19 protein-coding genes and 1 pseudogene are annotated in these 16,709 nt (G+C 53.4%); 12 read left to right on the forward strand and 8 right to left on the reverse strand.

Annotation, left to right across the window (positions count from 1 at the left end; all coding sequences use genetic code 11):
* The 4 genes and pseudogenes from secF (at position 1) to N7268_RS10870 (ending at position 2,608) form a co-directional block, all read left to right on the forward strand.
* Positions 1–972, forward strand: a complete 972-nt coding sequence (secF, locus tag N7268_RS10855) for a protein translocase subunit SecF (protein WP_198905130.1) — start codon at positions 1–3, stop codon at positions 970–972.
* Between the two features lie 290 nt (positions 973–1,262).
* Positions 1,263–1,369 (forward strand): annotated as a pseudogene (locus tag N7268_RS10860) (type I toxin-antitoxin system toxin Ldr family protein).
* Between the two features lie 155 nt (positions 1,370–1,524).
* Positions 1,525–1,890 (forward strand): VOC family protein, encoded by a 366-nt coding sequence (locus tag N7268_RS10865; protein ID WP_260862909.1) that lies wholly within the window; start codon positions 1,525–1,527, stop codon positions 1,888–1,890.
* 25 nt (positions 1,891–1,915) lie between these two features.
* A complete protein-coding gene (locus tag N7268_RS10870) occupies positions 1,916–2,608 on the forward strand; it encodes a helix-turn-helix transcriptional regulator (protein WP_260862910.1) in 693 nt (230 codons plus the stop codon).
* A 74-nt stretch (positions 2,609–2,682) separates the two neighbouring features.
* On the opposite strand, the gene N7268_RS10875 is transcribed toward N7268_RS10870, so the two are convergent.
* Complete coding sequence (locus N7268_RS10875) at positions 2,683–3,561, reverse strand: nucleoside-specific channel-forming protein Tsx (RefSeq protein ID WP_260862911.1); 879 nt, start codon at positions 3,559–3,561, stop codon at positions 2,683–2,685.
* 297 nt (positions 3,562–3,858) lie between these two features.
* Positions 3,859–4,398 carry a DUF3251 domain-containing protein gene (locus N7268_RS10880; protein ID WP_260862912.1) on the reverse strand — a complete coding sequence of 180 codons (540 nt, stop codon included), beginning with the start codon at positions 4,396–4,398 and terminating at the stop codon, positions 3,859–3,861.
* Positions 4,399–4,552: 154 nt separating this feature from the next.
* Here N7268_RS10880 and nrdR point away from each other — a divergent pair, with 154 nt between their 5' ends.
* The 6 genes from nrdR (at position 4,553) to pgpA (ending at position 8,663) form a co-directional block, all read left to right on the forward strand.
* Positions 4,553–5,002, forward strand: coding sequence for a transcriptional regulator NrdR (gene nrdR / locus N7268_RS10885; protein WP_103771102.1), 450 nt, complete (start codon positions 4,553–4,555; stop codon positions 5,000–5,002).
* A gap of 3 nt (positions 5,003–5,005) precedes the next feature.
* The gene (gene ribD, locus N7268_RS10890) at positions 5,006–6,109 is read left to right on the forward strand and encodes a bifunctional diaminohydroxyphosphoribosylaminopyrimidine deaminase/5-amino-6-(5-phosphoribosylamino)uracil reductase RibD (protein ID WP_260862913.1); all 1,104 of its coding nucleotides are present in this window, start codon (positions 5,006–5,008) and stop codon (positions 6,107–6,109) included.
* Between the two features lie 94 nt (positions 6,110–6,203).
* On the forward strand, positions 6,204–6,674 hold the full coding sequence (gene ribE, locus N7268_RS10895; protein WP_046476205.1) for a 6,7-dimethyl-8-ribityllumazine synthase: 471 nt from the start codon (positions 6,204–6,206) through the stop codon (positions 6,672–6,674).
* 19 nt (positions 6,675–6,693) lie between these two features.
* Positions 6,694–7,113 (forward strand): transcription antitermination factor NusB, encoded by a 420-nt coding sequence (gene nusB / locus N7268_RS10900; RefSeq protein WP_000801129.1) that lies wholly within the window; start codon positions 6,694–6,696, stop codon positions 7,111–7,113.
* Between the two features lie 76 nt (positions 7,114–7,189).
* Positions 7,190–8,167: a thiamine-phosphate kinase gene (gene thiL, locus N7268_RS10905; RefSeq protein ID WP_260862914.1), complete on the forward strand. Its 978-nt coding sequence runs from the start codon at positions 7,190–7,192 to the stop codon at positions 8,165–8,167.
* Positions 8,145–8,663 carry a phosphatidylglycerophosphatase A gene (gene pgpA / locus N7268_RS10910; RefSeq protein ID WP_198905124.1) on the forward strand — a complete coding sequence of 173 codons (519 nt, stop codon included), beginning with the start codon at positions 8,145–8,147 and terminating at the stop codon, positions 8,661–8,663. Before thiL ends, pgpA begins: the two co-directional genes overlap by 23 nt.
* Before the next feature lie 77 nt (positions 8,664–8,740).
* Here pgpA and yajO read toward each other — a convergent pair whose 3' ends face one another.
* Genes yajO through xseB form a run of 4 tightly spaced genes read right to left on the reverse strand, consistent with a single transcriptional unit; the run spans position 8,741 to position 12,799 of the window.
* Positions 8,741–9,715: a 1-deoxyxylulose-5-phosphate synthase YajO gene (yajO, locus tag N7268_RS10915; RefSeq protein ID WP_260862915.1), complete on the reverse strand. Its 975-nt coding sequence runs from the start codon at positions 9,713–9,715 to the stop codon at positions 8,741–8,743.
* A gap of 54 nt (positions 9,716–9,769) precedes the next feature.
* Positions 9,770–11,632, reverse strand: coding sequence for a 1-deoxy-D-xylulose-5-phosphate synthase (dxs, locus tag N7268_RS10920; RefSeq protein ID WP_260862916.1), 1,863 nt, complete (start codon positions 11,630–11,632; stop codon positions 9,770–9,772).
* A 24-nt stretch (positions 11,633–11,656) separates the two neighbouring features.
* Positions 11,657–12,556 (reverse strand): (2E,6E)-farnesyl diphosphate synthase, encoded by a 900-nt coding sequence (ispA, locus tag N7268_RS10925; RefSeq protein WP_198905121.1) that lies wholly within the window; start codon positions 12,554–12,556, stop codon positions 11,657–11,659.
* Complete coding sequence (gene xseB, locus N7268_RS10930; protein WP_096759458.1) at positions 12,557–12,799, reverse strand: exodeoxyribonuclease VII small subunit; 243 nt, start codon at positions 12,797–12,799, stop codon at positions 12,557–12,559.
* A gap of 196 nt (positions 12,800–12,995) precedes the next feature.
* Here xseB and thiI point away from each other — a divergent pair, with 196 nt between their 5' ends.
* Positions 12,996–14,444 (forward strand): tRNA uracil 4-sulfurtransferase ThiI, encoded by a 1,449-nt coding sequence (gene thiI / locus N7268_RS10935; protein ID WP_260862917.1) that lies wholly within the window; start codon positions 12,996–12,998, stop codon positions 14,442–14,444.
* A gap of 89 nt (positions 14,445–14,533) precedes the next feature.
* Here the strand turns inward: thiI and yajL are convergent, their stop codons facing one another.
* Complete coding sequence (gene yajL, locus N7268_RS10940) at positions 14,534–15,124, reverse strand: protein deglycase YajL (RefSeq protein ID WP_260862918.1); 591 nt, start codon at positions 15,122–15,124, stop codon at positions 14,534–14,536.
* Positions 15,087–15,998, reverse strand: a complete 912-nt coding sequence (gene panE / locus N7268_RS10945; RefSeq protein ID WP_260862919.1) for a 2-dehydropantoate 2-reductase — start codon at positions 15,996–15,998, stop codon at positions 15,087–15,089. Before panE ends, yajL begins: the two co-directional genes overlap by 38 nt.
* Before the next feature lie 174 nt (positions 15,999–16,172).
* On the opposite strand from panE, the gene N7268_RS10950 reads away from it, so the two are divergent.
* Positions 16,173–16,664: a YajQ family cyclic di-GMP-binding protein gene (locus N7268_RS10950; protein WP_003831002.1), complete on the forward strand. Its 492-nt coding sequence runs from the start codon at positions 16,173–16,175 to the stop codon at positions 16,662–16,664.
* Positions 16,665–16,709: the final 45 nt, after the last annotated feature.

Here is a 16,709-nt window from a genome sequence, read left to right on the forward strand (position 1 = left end):
GTGGCACAGGAATATACTGTTGAACAATTGAACCACGGCCGTAAAGTCTGGGACTTTATGCGCTGGGACTACTGGGCTTTCGGCATCTCTGGTTTCCTGCTGATTGCGGCCATCGTGGTGATGGGCGTACGTGGGTTTAACTGGGGACTCGATTTCACCGGTGGTACGGTGATTGAAATTACGCTGGAAAAACCAGCGGAAATGGACGTGATGCGCGATGCGCTGGAGAAAGCGGGCTTTGTTGATCCGCTGCTGCAGAACTTCGGGAGCAGTCACGACATTATGGTGCGTATGCCGCCAACTGAAGGCGCAAACGGTGGTCAGGTGCTGGGCAGCAAAGTGTTGAGTGTGATTAACGAATCCACCAACCAAAACGCAGCGGTGAAGCGAATTGAATTCGTTGGACCAAGCGTGGGGGCTGACCTGGCACAAACGGGTGCGATGGCGCTGATGGCTGCGTTGATCTCCATCCTGGTCTATGTCGGTTTCCGCTTCGAGTGGCGACTGGCGGCAGGGGTGGTTATTGCGCTGGCGCACGACGTGATTATCACACTTGGGATCCTGTCGTTGTTCCATATCGAGATTGACCTGACTATCGTCGCATCATTGATGTCGGTAATCGGTTATTCGCTGAACGACAGTATCGTGGTCTCTGACCGTATTCGTGAAAACTTCCGCAAAATTCGCCGCGGTACGCCTTACGAAATCTTTAACGTGTCATTGACCCAGACGTTGCACCGTACGTTGATTACCTCCGGTACCACGTTGATGGTAATCCTGATGCTGTTCCTGTTTGGTGGCCCGGTGCTGGAAGGCTTCTCGCTGACGATGCTGATCGGGGTCTCCATCGGTACTGCCTCTTCTATCTATGTGGCATCAGCGCTGGCGCTGAAGCTGGGTATGAAGCGTGAGCACATGCTGCAGCAGAAGGTCGAGAAAGAAGGGGCGGATCAGCCGTCTATTCTGCCTTAATCAACGCAAAGCGTAAGAACTGGAATCCCGATCGCAAGGTCGGGATTTTTTTTGCTCGTAGTATGCTGATTTCGTGTGGTTATGAAGGAACGGAGTAGAATCGTTGACAAGCCGGGGTGACCCGGTGAGGCGCAGTGTTGCGGGGGCTTGATCCCCGGTGGCCTTGTCGCTGGAAAGAGAAAACCCCCGCACATTGTTCGGTATTCACCGGCAACGCAACGGGGGCAATCCTAACCCTAGACAAGTTCAGGATAGCCGCGAACCGTTGCCATTGCAACCAAGGTGGCTATATGACTCTTACAGAGTTAAGCATTATTTTTTGGCACGATCTGGCAGCACCAGCGCTGGTCGGCATAGGCACCAGTCTTTTTTTGGCTGGTGGCGTAGCAGGAAGTAATGTTCTGTGGGCGTAACTCGCCATCGCATGGCAACATGCGCCCGAAACGGGCCAGAGGGCAACTTCTGGCCCTTTTTGCAAACATTACTGACAGTATGCTGTCAGTAGGCCTGACTTATATTTCTCCTGAACTTACCACTGAGGCAGGAGGAAGTATGAAAAATGTCATTAACTGGTTCGAAATCCCGGTCGCCGAAATGGAACGTGCCATTGCGTTTTATGAACCGATCATGCAGGTCTCATTACGTCGCGAAAATATGGATTGTGCCGAGCTGGCTGTTTTCCCTCATCAGGATCCGGCGCCCGGCGGCGCACTGGCAAAATTTGAGGGCATCACCCCTTCGCAACAAGGCGCTATTATTTATCTGCATACAGACGATCTCATGGCAACACTTGACCGTGTCGCAACGGCCGGGGGGAAGTGCGTATTGGGTCCGCTAGAACTGGGGCAGGATATCGGCACAATTGCGCTATTTACCGACAGTGAAGGCAATCGTGTTGGCTTGCATCAACCTGCATAATATTTCATAAATACAGAGAGTTAAAATGACCAGGCGCGCCGATCGTTTATTTCAGATTGTACAGATCCTGCGTGGCAGGAGGCTGACAACGGCGGCGCACCTGGCGGAGCGGCTCGAGGTCTCACCGCGTACGATTTACCGGGATATCTCTGATTTGTCGCTATCTGGCGTGCCCGTCGAAGGTGAGGCGGGCAGCGGCTATCGCCTGATGGCGGGATTCGATCTCCCTCCACTCATGCTCACGCAACGTGAATCAGAAGCACTGATGGTCGCCATTCGTCTGTTGAAAACCTGGGGTGGTGACGCCCTCTCGCGGGAGCTGGAGTCGGCACAGGAAAAAGTGTTGGCCATTTTACCGCAGGAAAGTCGCCGCAAGGCTGAGCATTCACGGATCTATGCCCCGGACTTTGGTACTCAACCGCACTCACGCAGCACGTTTGATCTTATCCATCGTGCCGTATCGGCACAGCAGGTGTTGGCATTACATTATCGTGATGAGGGAGGGCAGCTTTCGTGGCGGGATGTGCAGCCGATGGGGTTATTTTTCTGGGGGGAGCACTGGCTTCTGGTCGCATGGTGCGAAAGGCGTGAGGATTACCGCTGTTTCCGTGTTGATCGTTGTCTCTGCGTTACTCCCGTGGACAGGCATTTTCGTGAGGATGTCGGACGGTCGCTAAGCGACTTTTTGCGTAAAGTTCGCTGTGACGATAAGCCATAAAAAAGCCAGCGGTTACGCTGGCTTTTACGCGGTGGTTTCCGGGCTTGCGCAGTGCCACCCGGAACCCGGCAAAATTAGAAGTTGTAACCGACAACCAGGTAACCACCCCAGCCGGTAGAACGCACGTTTTCGTTCATCCAGTTCAGGTCAGCGTCATCCTTCCACTGACCACCGTTGTGCCAGTAACGCGCAACGACGGAATAGTGCCAGTGGTCGTAGTTCAACGCCAGAATATGGCTGGAGGCGATAGAATTATTCGTACGCGCCTTGTTGCCATTCACATCAGTGAAGTCCTTGTCGCCCAGATCGGAGCCCCAGTCAAAGTTGGTGAAGCCGATATAGCTCAGGTTACCGCCCCACAGTTCAGTGATCGGGACGAAGTATTTCACTTTGAAACGGTAGCCGTCCCATTCGTTTTCGTTTGCTGCGCCATAGTTCTGCCACTGATACTTCGCGTACACGTTCAGGGACAGGCTCATTGGCAGCCCTGTGTCGATATCGGTACCCAGACCCATATACCAGGTGCTCTGACGGCCATCTTCGTTACGACCCATATCGTAAATATAGTTGTTGGCGAAGTACCACTCTTTGAACGGACCAAAGCTCAGGTCAGTCCCGGTCAGTTTATCGATGGAGAAACGCGGTTCAATTTCCATAAACAGCGGGGAACCGTGGTTCCAGATACCTTTCGCATCGGTGTTACCACCGAAGAATACTGGTGCATCCATGTAACCATAGAAGTCGAACCAGTCTTTTTTAGCGAAAGCTTCATATTCCAGATAGGTATCGTTACGGATCTGCGGTCCGAAACGCGTGTGGTAGCTACCCACTACGTTAACGCTCTGATGCCACCAGTCGGAAAGATACTGCGGTTTGTCATTTTCTGCCGCATTCGCGGTAAATGACGCGGAGAGCGCCAGCACTGCACCGGCTGCAAGTAATGTTTTTTTCATATGTATGCCACTGTTTGAAATCCCTTTCGGGAGTGAAAAAGGCGCAAATTGCGTTTCTAAATATTTCGTATTTCTTCGGAGCCTATTATAAAAATCATTGTTCACAAAAATATGTCTTGTTTCACAGTTCTATCATTTACGTAATCGATTGCGTTCACGTTTGCGTACTTTGGGTGGCGAATTGTACTGGCTCTTGTAAATGTTGCCAAGTTTTACGAAAAATATCGCGGGTGTCACTGGGGTAACAAAATGAAGGAGAGTCTTGTTGCGGAACGCACAAAACGTTCCGCAAAAAGTTTATTGTGTAACAGGCTGGATATCGTGGATGCGAACGAACCCTAACTGGTCCGGTGAGAGGCCATTAAGTTGCAACGGAATGTCAACGTCACTCGGCGCAAGGATACTGGCCGGAGCGTTTATCAACTGGTTCTGGACATTCACTTCCTGATAATTATCCGTGGTGCCCTGGATTTGCCCGAACTCTACGGTTCCGCTAAAGGCGGGTAAAGGTGTGTCGGACTCACCCTGAATACGCAACGTCAGGCGTGTACCGTCTGCATTCGGCGCAATATTTATCAGCGACATCCGCAGGGTGCCAATCTGACTATTCAGGCGGGCTGGGGTTTTGGAACCCGGCAACAGATAAACACCACGGGTAGATTTCGCATTCAACATATTTTGCTGTGTTATTTTTACCGTTTCCTGATTGAGTTGCGTCATTTCTTTATTCAGCGTGCTAACGCTTTGATGCATCTGGCGTACTTCGCTTTGCTGCGCACAGGCGCTCAGACTAAAGAGGCTTCCCACCAGGAGAATTCTTAGGTAACGTCTTGTCATAGTGATTACTTCCTTCATTGTCGCGATAGCATAATGGTAGTGTGCGTGGAGCACGAAGGCATCGATCCTTTGTCTCAAAAGCGCTCCGCCTTTGTTGTCGGGTCAGTTCAGGGTAAAATAGATCTCTGATAACCACTGAGGTACAGGACGCCGTATGCATTGCCCATTCTGTTTCGCCGTAGACACAAAGGTGATTGACTCTCGTCTTGTAGGCGAGGGTTCCTCTGTTCGCCGCCGCCGGCAGTGTCTGGTTTGTAACGAACGCTTTACCACTTTTGAAGTGGCCGAACTGGTCATGCCGCGCGTTGTGAAAAGCAACGATGTGCGTGAACCTTTTAATGAAGATAAACTGCGCAGCGGCATGCTCAGAGCGCTTGAGAAACGACCGGTCAGCGCAGATGACGTCGAGATGGCGTTGAACCATATAAAATCACAACTGCGTGCGACTGGCGAGCGCGAAGTGCCGAGTAAGATGATCGGCAATCTGGTGATGGAGCAACTGAAAAAGCTCGATAAGGTGGCATACATTCGCTTTGCTTCTGTCTATCGCAGTTTTGAAGATATTAAAGAATTTGGCGAAGAGATTGCTCGCCTACAGGACTAAGCCATGCAGGATGAATTGTACATGGCGCGAGCGCTGAAACTGGCTGAGCGCGGGCGTTTCACCACGCACCCTAACCCTAACGTGGGTTGTGTGATTGTAAAAGACGGGGAGATCGTCGGTGAAGGATACCATCACCGTGCGGGCGAACCTCACGCCGAAGTCCATGCACTGCGTATGGCCGGCGAAAAAGCGCAAGGCGCGACAGCCTACGTCACGCTTGAACCTTGCAGTCATCATGGTCGTACACCACCGTGCTGTGATGCGTTAATTGCCGCTGGCGTGACGCGTGTTGTCGCTGCCATGCAGGATCCTAACCCGCAGGTGGCGGGGCGCGGACTTTACCGCTTGCAGCAAGCGGGCATTGACGTCAGCCATGGGCTCATGATGAGTGAAGTCGAGCGACTGAATAAAGGCTTCCTTAAACGGATGCGTACGGGATTCCCGTATCTGCAACTTAAACTGGGTGCGTCGCTGGATGGGCGTACGGCCATGGCCAGCGGTGAAAGCCAGTGGATCACCTCGCCGCAAGCGCGGCGTGACGTGCAGCGTTTGCGCGCGCAAAGTCATGCCATCTTAACCACCAGCGCAACGGTGCTGGCAGATAATCCGCAGCTTACCGTCCGTTGGGAGGAGCTGGGTGAGTCTACGCAGGCAAGTTACCCGCAGGAGAACCTGCGACAGCCGATCCGCATTGTTCTTGATAGCCAGAACCGGGTAACACCGGAACATCGTATTGTGCAGCAGCCTGGAGAAACCTGGATTGCCCGCACCCAAGAAGACTCGCGCGTCTGGCCTGAGTCTGTTCGCACCCTGAGCGTGCCGGAACATAACGGGCATCTGGATCTGGTGGTGCTAATGATGCAACTGGGTAAGCAGCAAATTAACAGCATCTGGGTTGAAGCTGGACCCACGCTTGCGGGAGCGCTCTTACAGGCAGGCCTGGTTGATGAGCTAATCGTCTATGTTGCGCCTAAACTGTTAGGGAGCGATGCGCGAGGATTATGTGTGCTGCCGGGGCTTGAGAAACTGGCTGATGCCCCCCATTTCAAATTCAATGAGATACGCCATGTGGGGCCGGACGTCTGCCTGCATTTAACCACTGCGTGAGGCTTTCTGAATAAGAGGAAGCAGCGCACAGAATATTATGATAAAATCCGCCCCCCTTGCGGGGCCATAATCAAAATCGACCCGAAGGAAGACTATGAACATTATTGAAGCTAACGTTGCTACCCCGGACGCTCGCGTCGCCATCACCATTGCGCGTTTCAACAACTTTATCAATGACAGCCTGCTGGAAGGTGCGATCGACGCCCTGAAACGTATTGGTCAGGTTAAAGATGAAAACATTACCGTCGTTTGGGTTCCAGGCGCATATGAGCTGCCGCTGGCGGCTGGCGCACTGGCAAAAACCGGTAAATATGACGCGGTGATTGCGTTAGGTACGGTGATTCGTGGCGGTACCGCACACTTTGAATATGTGGCTGGCGGAGCAAGCAACGGCCTGGCGCATGTCGCTCAGGAGAGCGAAATTCCGGTGGCCTTCGGTGTTCTGACCACCGAAAGCATTGAACAAGCTATCGAACGTGCTGGCACCAAAGCTGGCAACAAAGGCGCAGAAGCTGCACTGACTGCGCTTGAAATGATTAATGTATTGAAAGCCATTAAGGCCTGATTTTTGTAAGGGGAAATCCGTGAAACCTGCTGCTCGTCGCCGCGCCCGTGAGTGTGCCGTCCAGGCGCTTTACTCCTGGCAGTTGTCCCAGAACGACATCGCTGATGTTGAATACCAGTTCCTGGCGGAACAGGACGTAAAAGATGTAGACGTTCTGTATTTCCGCGAACTGCTGTCCGGGGTGGCGACTAACAGCGCGTACCTGGATGGACTGATGAAGCCTTACCTGTCTCGTCTGCTGGAAGAGCTGGGTCAGGTAGAAAAAGCCGTACTGCGTATTGCGCTGTTTGAACTGTCTAAACGTAGCGATGTGCCTTATAAAGTGGCCATCAACGAAGCGATTGAACTGGCGAAAACCTTCGGCGCTGAAGATAGCCATAAATTCGTCAACGGCGTACTGGATAAAGCAGCACCTGTGATTCGCCCCAACAAAAAGTGATCCTGAGGCCGGTAGGATGGCGGAACCTGTTTCCGCTGTCTCCGGCTTTTTCTTTTTTCCTGCTGAGGCATAACGTATGGCATGCGGCGAGTTTTCCCTGATTGCCCGTTATTTTGACCGAGTTAGAAGCTCACGTCTTGATGTCGAAACCGGTATTGGTGACGACTGCGCACTCTTGAACATTCCCGAAAAACAGACCCTTGCGATCAGCACCGACACGCTGGTGGCGGGTAATCACTTCCTTCCTGACATCGATCCTACTGACCTTGCCTGGAAAGCGCTGGCGGTTAACTTGAGCGATCTGGCGGCGATGGGGGCAGACCCGGCGTGGTTGACGCTTGCACTGACATTACCTGACGTCGATGAAGCCTGGCTTGAAGCCTTCAGTGATGGTCTGTTCGAACTCCTTAATTATTATGATATGCAGCTGATCGGCGGGGACACGACGCGTGGCCCCTTGTCGATGACGTTGGGTATTCATGGCTACGTTCCGGTAGGCCGGGCCTTAAAACGTTCTGGTGCGAAGCCGGGGGACTGGATTTACGTCACCGGCACGCCTGGCGACAGCGCGGCCGGGCTGGCGATTTTGCAGCACCGATTGCAGGTCGCAGACGCAAAAAATGCGGACTATTTGCTTAAACGCCACCTGCGCCCAACTCCCCGTATATTGCAGGGGCAGGCCCTGCGCGATCTCGCCAGCGCGGCGATCGATCTGTCTGACGGACTGATTTCCGATCTGGGGCACATCGTTAATGCCAGCGGCTGCGGCGCGCGGGTTAACGTCGATGCGTTGCCTTATTCCGCCGCGGTTGAGCAATGCGTCGAGCCTGAGCAGGCGCTACGCTGGGCGCTCTCCGGCGGTGAAGACTATGAATTGTGCTTTACCGTACCGGAGATTAATCGTGGCGCTCTGGACGTGGCGCTGGGACATCTGGGCGCATCGTTTACCTGTATTGGGCAGATGAGTGCGGACGTGGAAGGCATTCACTTTACGCGTGACGGTAAGCCTGTCACTTTTGACTGGAAGGGATATGACCATTTTGCCGCGCCTTAAAAAAGATGTCGCAAAAAGCCGCTTGAGCATGCGTAACCCGTGGCATCTGCTTGCCACCGGGTTTGGCAGCGGGCTGAGTCCAGTCATACCCGGTACAATGGGATCGCTTGCCGCGATCCCATTTTGGTATGTCATGACGTTTCTGCCGTGGCAGCTTTACTCGCTGGTTGTCATGCTGTCGATTTGTATTGGCGTCTATTTATGCCATCAAACGGCGAAAGATATGGGCGTACACGATCACGGCAGTATTGTCTGGGACGAGTTTGTCGGGATGTGGATCACGCTGATGGCGTTGCCGACTCTCGACTGGCAATGGGTTGCCGCCGGATTTGTGATTTTCCGTATTCTGGATATGTGGAAACCCTGGCCGATCCGCTGGTTCGATCGTAATGTGCATGGCGGGATGGGGATCATGGTGGATGATATTGTCGCCGGCGTGATTTCGGCGGGGATATTGTACTTTATTGGCCACCACTGGCCGGTTGGTATTATTTAAACGGGGTTGCCGGAGGGTGGCGAACCACCTGATCCGGCCTCCAGATACAGCATACGCGGACGTCGTCGCTCCGACAGTTATTTAAAACCGACCACCGGATGCTGTTTGTACGGCGTTTCCAGTTCGGCAATCTGCTCCGGTTGCAACGTGATATCCACTGCGTTGAGCAACTCATCAAGCTGTTCTTCCCGCGATGTACCGATAATCGGCGCGGCAACGCCGGGTTTGCTTAGCAGCCACGCCAGCGCCACCTGCGCACGCGTCGCGCCAAGCTCCTCACTGACGCCGCTCAGCCGTGCTGCAATTTGAGCATCATTTTCATCGCTCTCACGATACAAGTTTTTACCCACTTCATCCGAGACCAGGCGTGCTGTGGTTTCTCCCCAGGGACGCGTCAGACGGCCACGTGCCAGCGGACTCCACGGGATCACTGCCACACCTTCCCGGGAGCAAAGCGGTAGCATTTCACGTTCTTCTTCGCGGTAGATGAGATTGTAGTGATCCTGCATGCTGACAAACTGCGCCCAGCCGTGCTGCTTTTGTAAGGCAAGCGCCTGAGCAAACTGTGAGGCATGCATTGAAGAGGCGCCGATGTAGCGTGCTTTACCGGATCTCACGACGTCGTTTAGGGCTTCCAGCGTTTCTTCGATCGGCGTGTTGTAATCCCAGCGGTGAATTTGCAGGATATCGACATAGTCCATGCCAAGGCGGGTCAGGCTGTCATCGATGGAACGTAGGATTTGCGGGCGGGATAAACCTTCAGCCAGATCGTCAACCTGGTGAAACACCTTTGTTGCGACCACCACTTCTTCACGGCGGGCAAAATCACGTAGAGCCCGGCCGACAATCTCTTCACTGCTACCTGCGGAATAGCTGTTGGCAGTATCGAAAAAGTTAATACCGCCCTCAAGGGCGCGTTTGATGATGGGGCGACTGCTTTCTTCCGGCAGGGTCCAGGCATGATTGCCGCGATCGGGTTCGCCGAACGTCATGCAGCCCAGACAAAGCCGAGAAACCCGAAGGTCCGTTTTTCCTAAGGTGTTGTATTGCATGCTATCACTCCTGCTATGAATCATCTTTTAAGCATAGCAGGAGCGAAGAGGGGATTATGCCAGCCAGGCGTTGATTTTGGCCTCAATTCCGGCGGCATCAAGACCAAGATCCGCGCGGGCTTCGTCCTGGGTGCCTTGCGGGATGAAGAAGTCCGGCAAACCAATATTCAGCACCGGCACCGGTTTACGATGGGCCATCAACACTTCGTTCACGCCGCTGCCCGCGCCGCCCATAATGGCGTTTTCTTCCAGAGTGACCAGCGCCTCGTGGCGGGCGGCCATCTCCAGAATCAACGTTTCGTCCAGCGGTTTCACAAAGCGCATATCGACCAGGGTAGCGTCAAGTGACTCCGCGACTTTCGCGGCTTCCGGCATCAGCGTCCCGAAATTAAGGATCGCCAGTTTGCTCCCGTGACGTTTCACAATGCCTTTACCAAGAGGTAATTTCTCCAGCGGCGTTAACTCAACACCGACCGCATTACCGCGCGGGTAGCGCACAACGCTCGGGCCATCATTGTAGTGATAGCCGGTGAACAGCATCTGACGGCATTCGTTTTCATCACTCGGAGTCATAATGACCATTTCCGGGATGCAACGCAGGAAAGAGAGATCGAACGCCCCCTGGTGGGTTTGCCCATCGGCCCCCACGATCCCTGCCCGGTCAACGGCAAACAACACCGGCAGTTTCTGAATCGCGACATCGTGCAGCACCTGATCGTAGGCGCGTTGCAGGAAGGTTGAATAAATAGCCACCACTGGCTTGTAGCCGCCGATAGCCAGACCCGCTGCAAAGGTTACCGCGTGCTGTTCGGCAATCGCCACGTCAAAGTAGCGGTCCGGGAATTTGCGAGAAAACTCCACCATGCCGGAACCTTCGCGCATCGCCGGGGTGATCGCCATCAGCTTGCTATCTTTGGCGGCGGTTTCGCACAGCCAGTCGCCGAAGATTTTTGAGTAGCTCGGCAGGCCGCCGCTGCTTTTTGGCAGACATCCGCTGGAAGGATCGAATTTAGGCACCGCGTGGAAGGTGATCGGATCTTTTTCCGCTGGCTCATAGCCACGACCTTTCTTGGTCATGATGTGCAGGAACTGAGGACCTTTCAGGTCACGCATATTCTTCAGCGTAGTGATCAGTCCCAGAACGTCATGACCGTCTACCGGGCCAATATAGTTAAAGCCCAGCTCTTCAAACAGCGTTCCCGGTACGACCATGCCTTTAATGTGTTCTTCGGTGCGTTTGAGCAGTTCTTTAATCGGTGGGACGCCAGAGAACACTTTCTTTCCGCCTTCGCGCAGAGACGAATAGAGCTTGCCGGAAAGCAATTGTGCCAGGTGATTGTTCAACGCGCCGACGTTTTCTGAAATCGACATTTCGTTGTCGTTGAGGATAACCAGCATGTCGGGCTTAATATCCCCTGCGTGGTTCATCGCTTCAAACGCCATACCGGCCGTGATGGCGCCATCGCCGATGACGCAAACAGTACGGCGCTCTTTACCTTCTTTCCCCGCAGCAACCGCAATGCCGATGCCTGCGCTGATGGAGGTGGAGGAGTGCCCGACGCTCAGGACGTCATATTCACTCTCTCCGCGCCACGGGAACGGATGCAGGCCGCCTTTCTGGCGAATGGTGCCGATTTTATCGCGGCGACCTGTCAGTATTTTGTGCGGGTAAGCCTGATGTCCCACATCCCAGATCAACTGGTCGAAGGGGGTGTTGTAGACGTAGTGCAGCGCGACGGTAAGCTCTACCGTGCCCAGACCGGAGGCGAAATGCCCGCTGGAACGGCTCACGCTGTCGAGCAAATAGCGGCGCAGTTCGTCGCAAAGCTTTGGCAGGCTCTCTTTAGGCAGCAGTCTCAACTCCTGGGTGGAGTCAACCAGTGCCAGGGTCGGGTATTTGGCTATATCAAAACTCATCGCAAGCTCATTGGATATGTAGGTTTATTTATCACGCTGGATTATGTAGTCCGCTAGCGCTTCCAGTGCCGAGGTATCGAGTGACTGTGCGGCCAGCAGGTTTAGCGACTGGCGGGCGTCCTCAATTAAATCCCGGGCTTTATTCCGGGCTTGCTCAAGACCCAGAAGTGCAGGATAGGTACTTTTGCCAAGCTGCTGATCGGCACCCTGACGTTTACCCAACGTTGCAGTATCGCCCACCACATCCAGTATGTCATCCTGAACCTGGAAGGCCAAACCGATGCTTTCTGCGTATTTGTCGAGTATCGGTAGTACATTTCGTCCTGTGTCGCCGGCGCTTAATGCACCCAGACGAACAGCGGCGCGAATCAACGCACCGGTTTTATGGCGATGGATACGCTCCAGCGCATCCAGCTCAACCTGATGGCCTTCAGCGGCCAGATCCAGCGCCTGACCACCACACATCCCTGCAATGCCGCTGGCCTGAGCCAGTTCAGAGAGCATCGCGATGCGATCACGGTCGGCAACCTCCGGCATCGGCGCATCGCTGAGAATGGAGAATGCCAGCGTTTGCAGTGCATCCCCGGCCAGAATCGCGTTCGCCTCGCCAAATTTCACGTGGCAGGTCGGCAAACCGCGACGCAGATCATCGTCGTCCATGGCGGGTAAATCGTCGTGCATCAGCGAATAGGCATGGATACATTCGACGGCGGCTGCGGGGGCATCAAGGGTACTCAGGCTGACGCCAAACATCTGACCGGTTGCGTAAACCAGGAACGGGCGCAGACGTTTACCGCCTAATAATGCGCCATACTGCATGGTTTCGACCACGGGAGTGTTCTGAAAGGGCAGTGGCGCAATAAAACGGCTCAGTGCCTGGTTGGCCTGCTCAACGCAAGCCTGTAGCTGCTGCGTAAAATCCATTTATTCATTATCCGGTGTAAAAGGCGTGAGTGCGGCGTCTTCAGTCTCTGACAGCAGGATTTGCACGCGCTGTTCAGCCTGTTGCAACTTAACCTGCCCTTGACGTGCCAGCTGTACGCCACGTTCGAATTCGTTCAGCGCCTCTTCCAGCGGCAGATCGCCGCTTTCCAGACGGGTAACAATCTGTTCCAGCTCGCTCAGCGCAGTTTCAAAGCTGGCGGGCGCTTCATTTTTCTTCGGCATAATGAATGTCAGACTCTCAATATTTTCAGCCCCAGCCATGGTAACGGACTTAGAGCAATTATCAAATAACGCGCAATGTGCACAGCATGCCCGCGAAAGTGGTATACTCCCGCGCCTGGATGCAGCCGCAGGTATGGGCTGCTGTATTATTCTCCAATACAAGCCTTTGATGGCTTGCCAAAGAACCATTGCCGCCATGAAGTTTATCATTAAATTGTTCCCAGAAATCACCATCAAAAGCCAATCTGTGCGTTTGCGCTTTATAAAAATTCTGACAGGGAACATCCGTAACGTTTTAAAGCACTATGATGAAGACCTTGCCGTCGTTCGCCACTGGGACCACGTTGAGGTTCGCGCCAGGGATGAAAGCCAGCGTCAGGATATTCGCGACGCGCTGACCCGTATTCCGGGTATCCACCATATTCTTGAAGTTGAAGACGTGCCGTTCACCGATATGCACGATATTTTCGAGAAAGCACTGGTACAGTATCGCGATCAACTGGAAGGAAAAACGTTCTGCGTACGCGTTAAGCGTCGCGGTAAGCATGAGTTTAGCTCTATCGAAGTGGAACGTTATGTTGGCGGTGGATTGAACCAGCATATTGAATCCGCGCGCGTGAAGCTGACGAAACCCGATGTCACCGTTAATCTTGAAATCGAAAACGACCGTCTGCTGCTGGTAAAAGGGCGCTATGAAGGTATTGGCGGTTTCCCGATTGGCACGCAGGAAGATGTTCTGTCGCTGATTTCCGGCGGTTTTGACTCTGGTGTTTCCAGCTACATGCTGATGCGTCGTGGTTGCCGCGTGCATTACTGCTTCTTTAATCTCGGCGGTGCCGCGCATGAAATCGGCGTCCGTCAGGTTGCGCATTATCTGTGGAACCGTTTTGGTAGTTCGCATCGTGTGCGTTTTGTCGCCATCAACTTTGAGCCGGTGGTGGGCGAGATCCTTGAGAAAATCGATGACGGCCAGATGGGTGTGGTTCTCAAGCGTATGATGGTTCGCGCGGCCTCTAAAGTGGCTGAACGCTATGGTGTACAGGCGCTGGTGACCGGCGAAGCGCTGGGTCAGGTATCCAGCCAGACGCTGACCAACCTGCGCCTGATCGATAATGTTTCTGACACCCTGATTCTGCGTCCGCTGATCTCTCACGACAAAGAGCACATCATTAATCTGGCGCGTGAAATTGGCACTGAAGACTTTGCCCGTACGATGCCGGAATACTGTGGCGTGATTTCGAAAAGTCCGACAGTGAAAGCGGTTAAAGCGAAGATTGAAGCTGAAGAAGAGAACTTCGATTTCTCTATCCTCGACAAGGTGGTTGAAGAAGCAAACAATATCGATATTCGCGATATTGCTCAGCAGACGCAGCAGACCGTGGTGGAAGTGGAAACCGTTAGCGGTTTTGGTCCGAACGACGTGATCCTTGATATCCGCTCTGTGGATGAACAGGATGACAAACCGCTGAAGGTTGACGGTGTGGATGTGGTTTCTCTGCCGTTCTATAAGCTGAGCACCAAATTCGGCGATCTGGACCAGAATAAAACCTGGTTGCTGTGGTGTGAACGCGGAGTGATGAGCCGTCTGCAGGCGCTTTATCTGCGTGAGCAGGGCTTTGAGAACGTGAAGGTGTATCGCCCGTAGTTAGGGTGTTGCCCGGTGGTGCGATGCTACCGGGCCCACAATCTTATAGGCCGGATAAGACGTTTACGCCACTATCCGGCACCCTCATCTTACTCGTAGTAGTTATAAATTCCCGCCGCCATGACCAGTTGTGACGCCACTTCATGTGCCTTTTCGCGGCCAACCAGCAGCTCAATCATTTTTAAGCCGAAGTCGATAGACGTCCCCGGTCCCTGGCTGGTTAACAGGTTGACGCGAGGATCCCACACGACGCGCTTGTCCTGCCATTGTTCCGGTGGAATACCCTCTTTTAATCCAGGATAGCCGGTCATATTGCCCATGGGGAAAATAGCGTGCGGGACGAGTACCGTCGCGGCGGCTGCACAAATAGCGGCAACAATACGCCCCGAGCGGTGAAACTGTTTCACGGTTTCGACCAGCAGCGTGCTGTCGCGAAAACACTCAGCACCTTTAATGCCGCCAGGCAAGACGATGATGTCGTAATCACCGTCTGCGACTTCGACCAGCGGTGCATCGGCCAGCAGCTTCACGCCGCGAGAGCAAACGATAGTGAGGTTACCATCGCTGGCCACGCTGGCGGTTGTCACCTGAATTCCGCCGCGAACCAGCAGATCGATAGTGGTGACCGCTTCGGTCTCTTCACTACCAGGGGCGAGGCAAACCAGTGCCTGAGCGCTCATACTCACTCTCCTTTCGCTTTACCATTTCAAACAGATGGGCATTTTCCGGGACGGCAATGCCATGGGCACGCGCGCGCTTTAATAAATAGCCGGTAATATAGTCGATCTCGGTATGGCGCATGGCACGAATGTCCTGCAGCATCGATGAGATATTTTCTGCCGTACTGTCAATCACTTGCTCGACATAATAGCGTAAATCATCGGTTGATGTATGGTGACCTTCGCGTTCGATGACGGCCGCCACTTCCTGACAGATGAGCGCGATTTTTTCCGGATGCTGGCGTAACTCACCGTTTGGACAATCCCACAGCGCGGTCAGCGGGTTAATGACACAGTTCACCGCCAGCTTACGCCACAGTTCAGCGCGAATCGTGTTATGCCACGCAACATCCGGCAGAACATCTTGCAGGATTTCAGCCAAATAACTGAAATCACCGTCCTGTTCACGAGCCGGGCCAATACGCGTTGTTCCTTTTGCCACATGAATAATGACATTCCCGTCACGGCGTGCCGCGTGGGTTGTGGTTCCGATCAGCAGCGGTTGGGCGATGCTACGCAGCTCTTCAATTGTTCCCATTCCGTTGTGAATCAACAGGATTGGCGTCGTTTCAGGCAGAATTGTGGCAAGACTTTTTACCGCGTCAGAAACTTGCCAGGCTTTTAGGGTGACCAGTAACAGATCGCTCTTCGCCAAAAAATCAGGGTCGTTTGCCGTCAGGGACTCATTAAATACTGACCCGTCCGTGTCAATCAGGTTAACGCTGCAATAAGGTTGTGGCACACGTAGCCACCCTTGTACTTCATGTCCATGTTTGCACAGCGCTGTAAGCCAAAGCTGCCCTAAGGCTCCACATCCCAGCACGGTAATTTTCATTCTTCCTCCTCACCTGCAACAGCTCCAGATGTTATTCCATATCGGCTGTACCCCATTATTGTTCGCCGATATCAGTACCACGTACAATGACAGGATACAGCCTAGTATAGCGCTGTCTGTTGTGTAACTTTGCAGGTATTATGCTTTGCATCAAAAATGAAGGGAGAAGAAAAGATGCCATCTTTCGATATTGTCTCTGAAGTTGATCTTCAGGAAGCCCGTAACGCGGTTGATAATGCCAGCCGCGAAGTGGAGTCACGCTTCGATTTTCGTGGCGTTGAGGCCACTTTTGAACTCAATGAGTCAAATAAGACGATTAAGGTGCTGAGCGAATCTGATTTCCAGGTCAATCAGTTACTGGATATTTTACGTGCCAAGCTGCTGAAACGCGGCATTGAAGGGACGTCGCTGGACGTGCCGGAAACGTTTGTTCACAGCGGTAAAACCTGGTTTGTGGAAGCGAAGCTGAAGCAGGGCATTGAAAGCGCTGTGCAAAAGAAAATCGTTAAGCTGATTAAAGACAGCAAGCTGAAGGTGCAGGCGCAAATTCAGGGCGAAGAAATTCGTGTAACTGGCAAGGCGCGTGACGATCTGCAATCTGTTATGGCGCTGGTTCGTGGTGGTGATTTGGGACAGCCATTCCAGTTCAAAAACTTCCGCGATTAAGGCTATGCCGGGTGGCGGGCTGTCCGCTACCCGGTATTCTTACGA

The organism is Citrobacter sp. Marseille-Q6884 (assembly GCF_945906775.1).
Lineage (GTDB): Bacteria > Pseudomonadota > Gammaproteobacteria > Enterobacterales > Enterobacteriaceae > Citrobacter.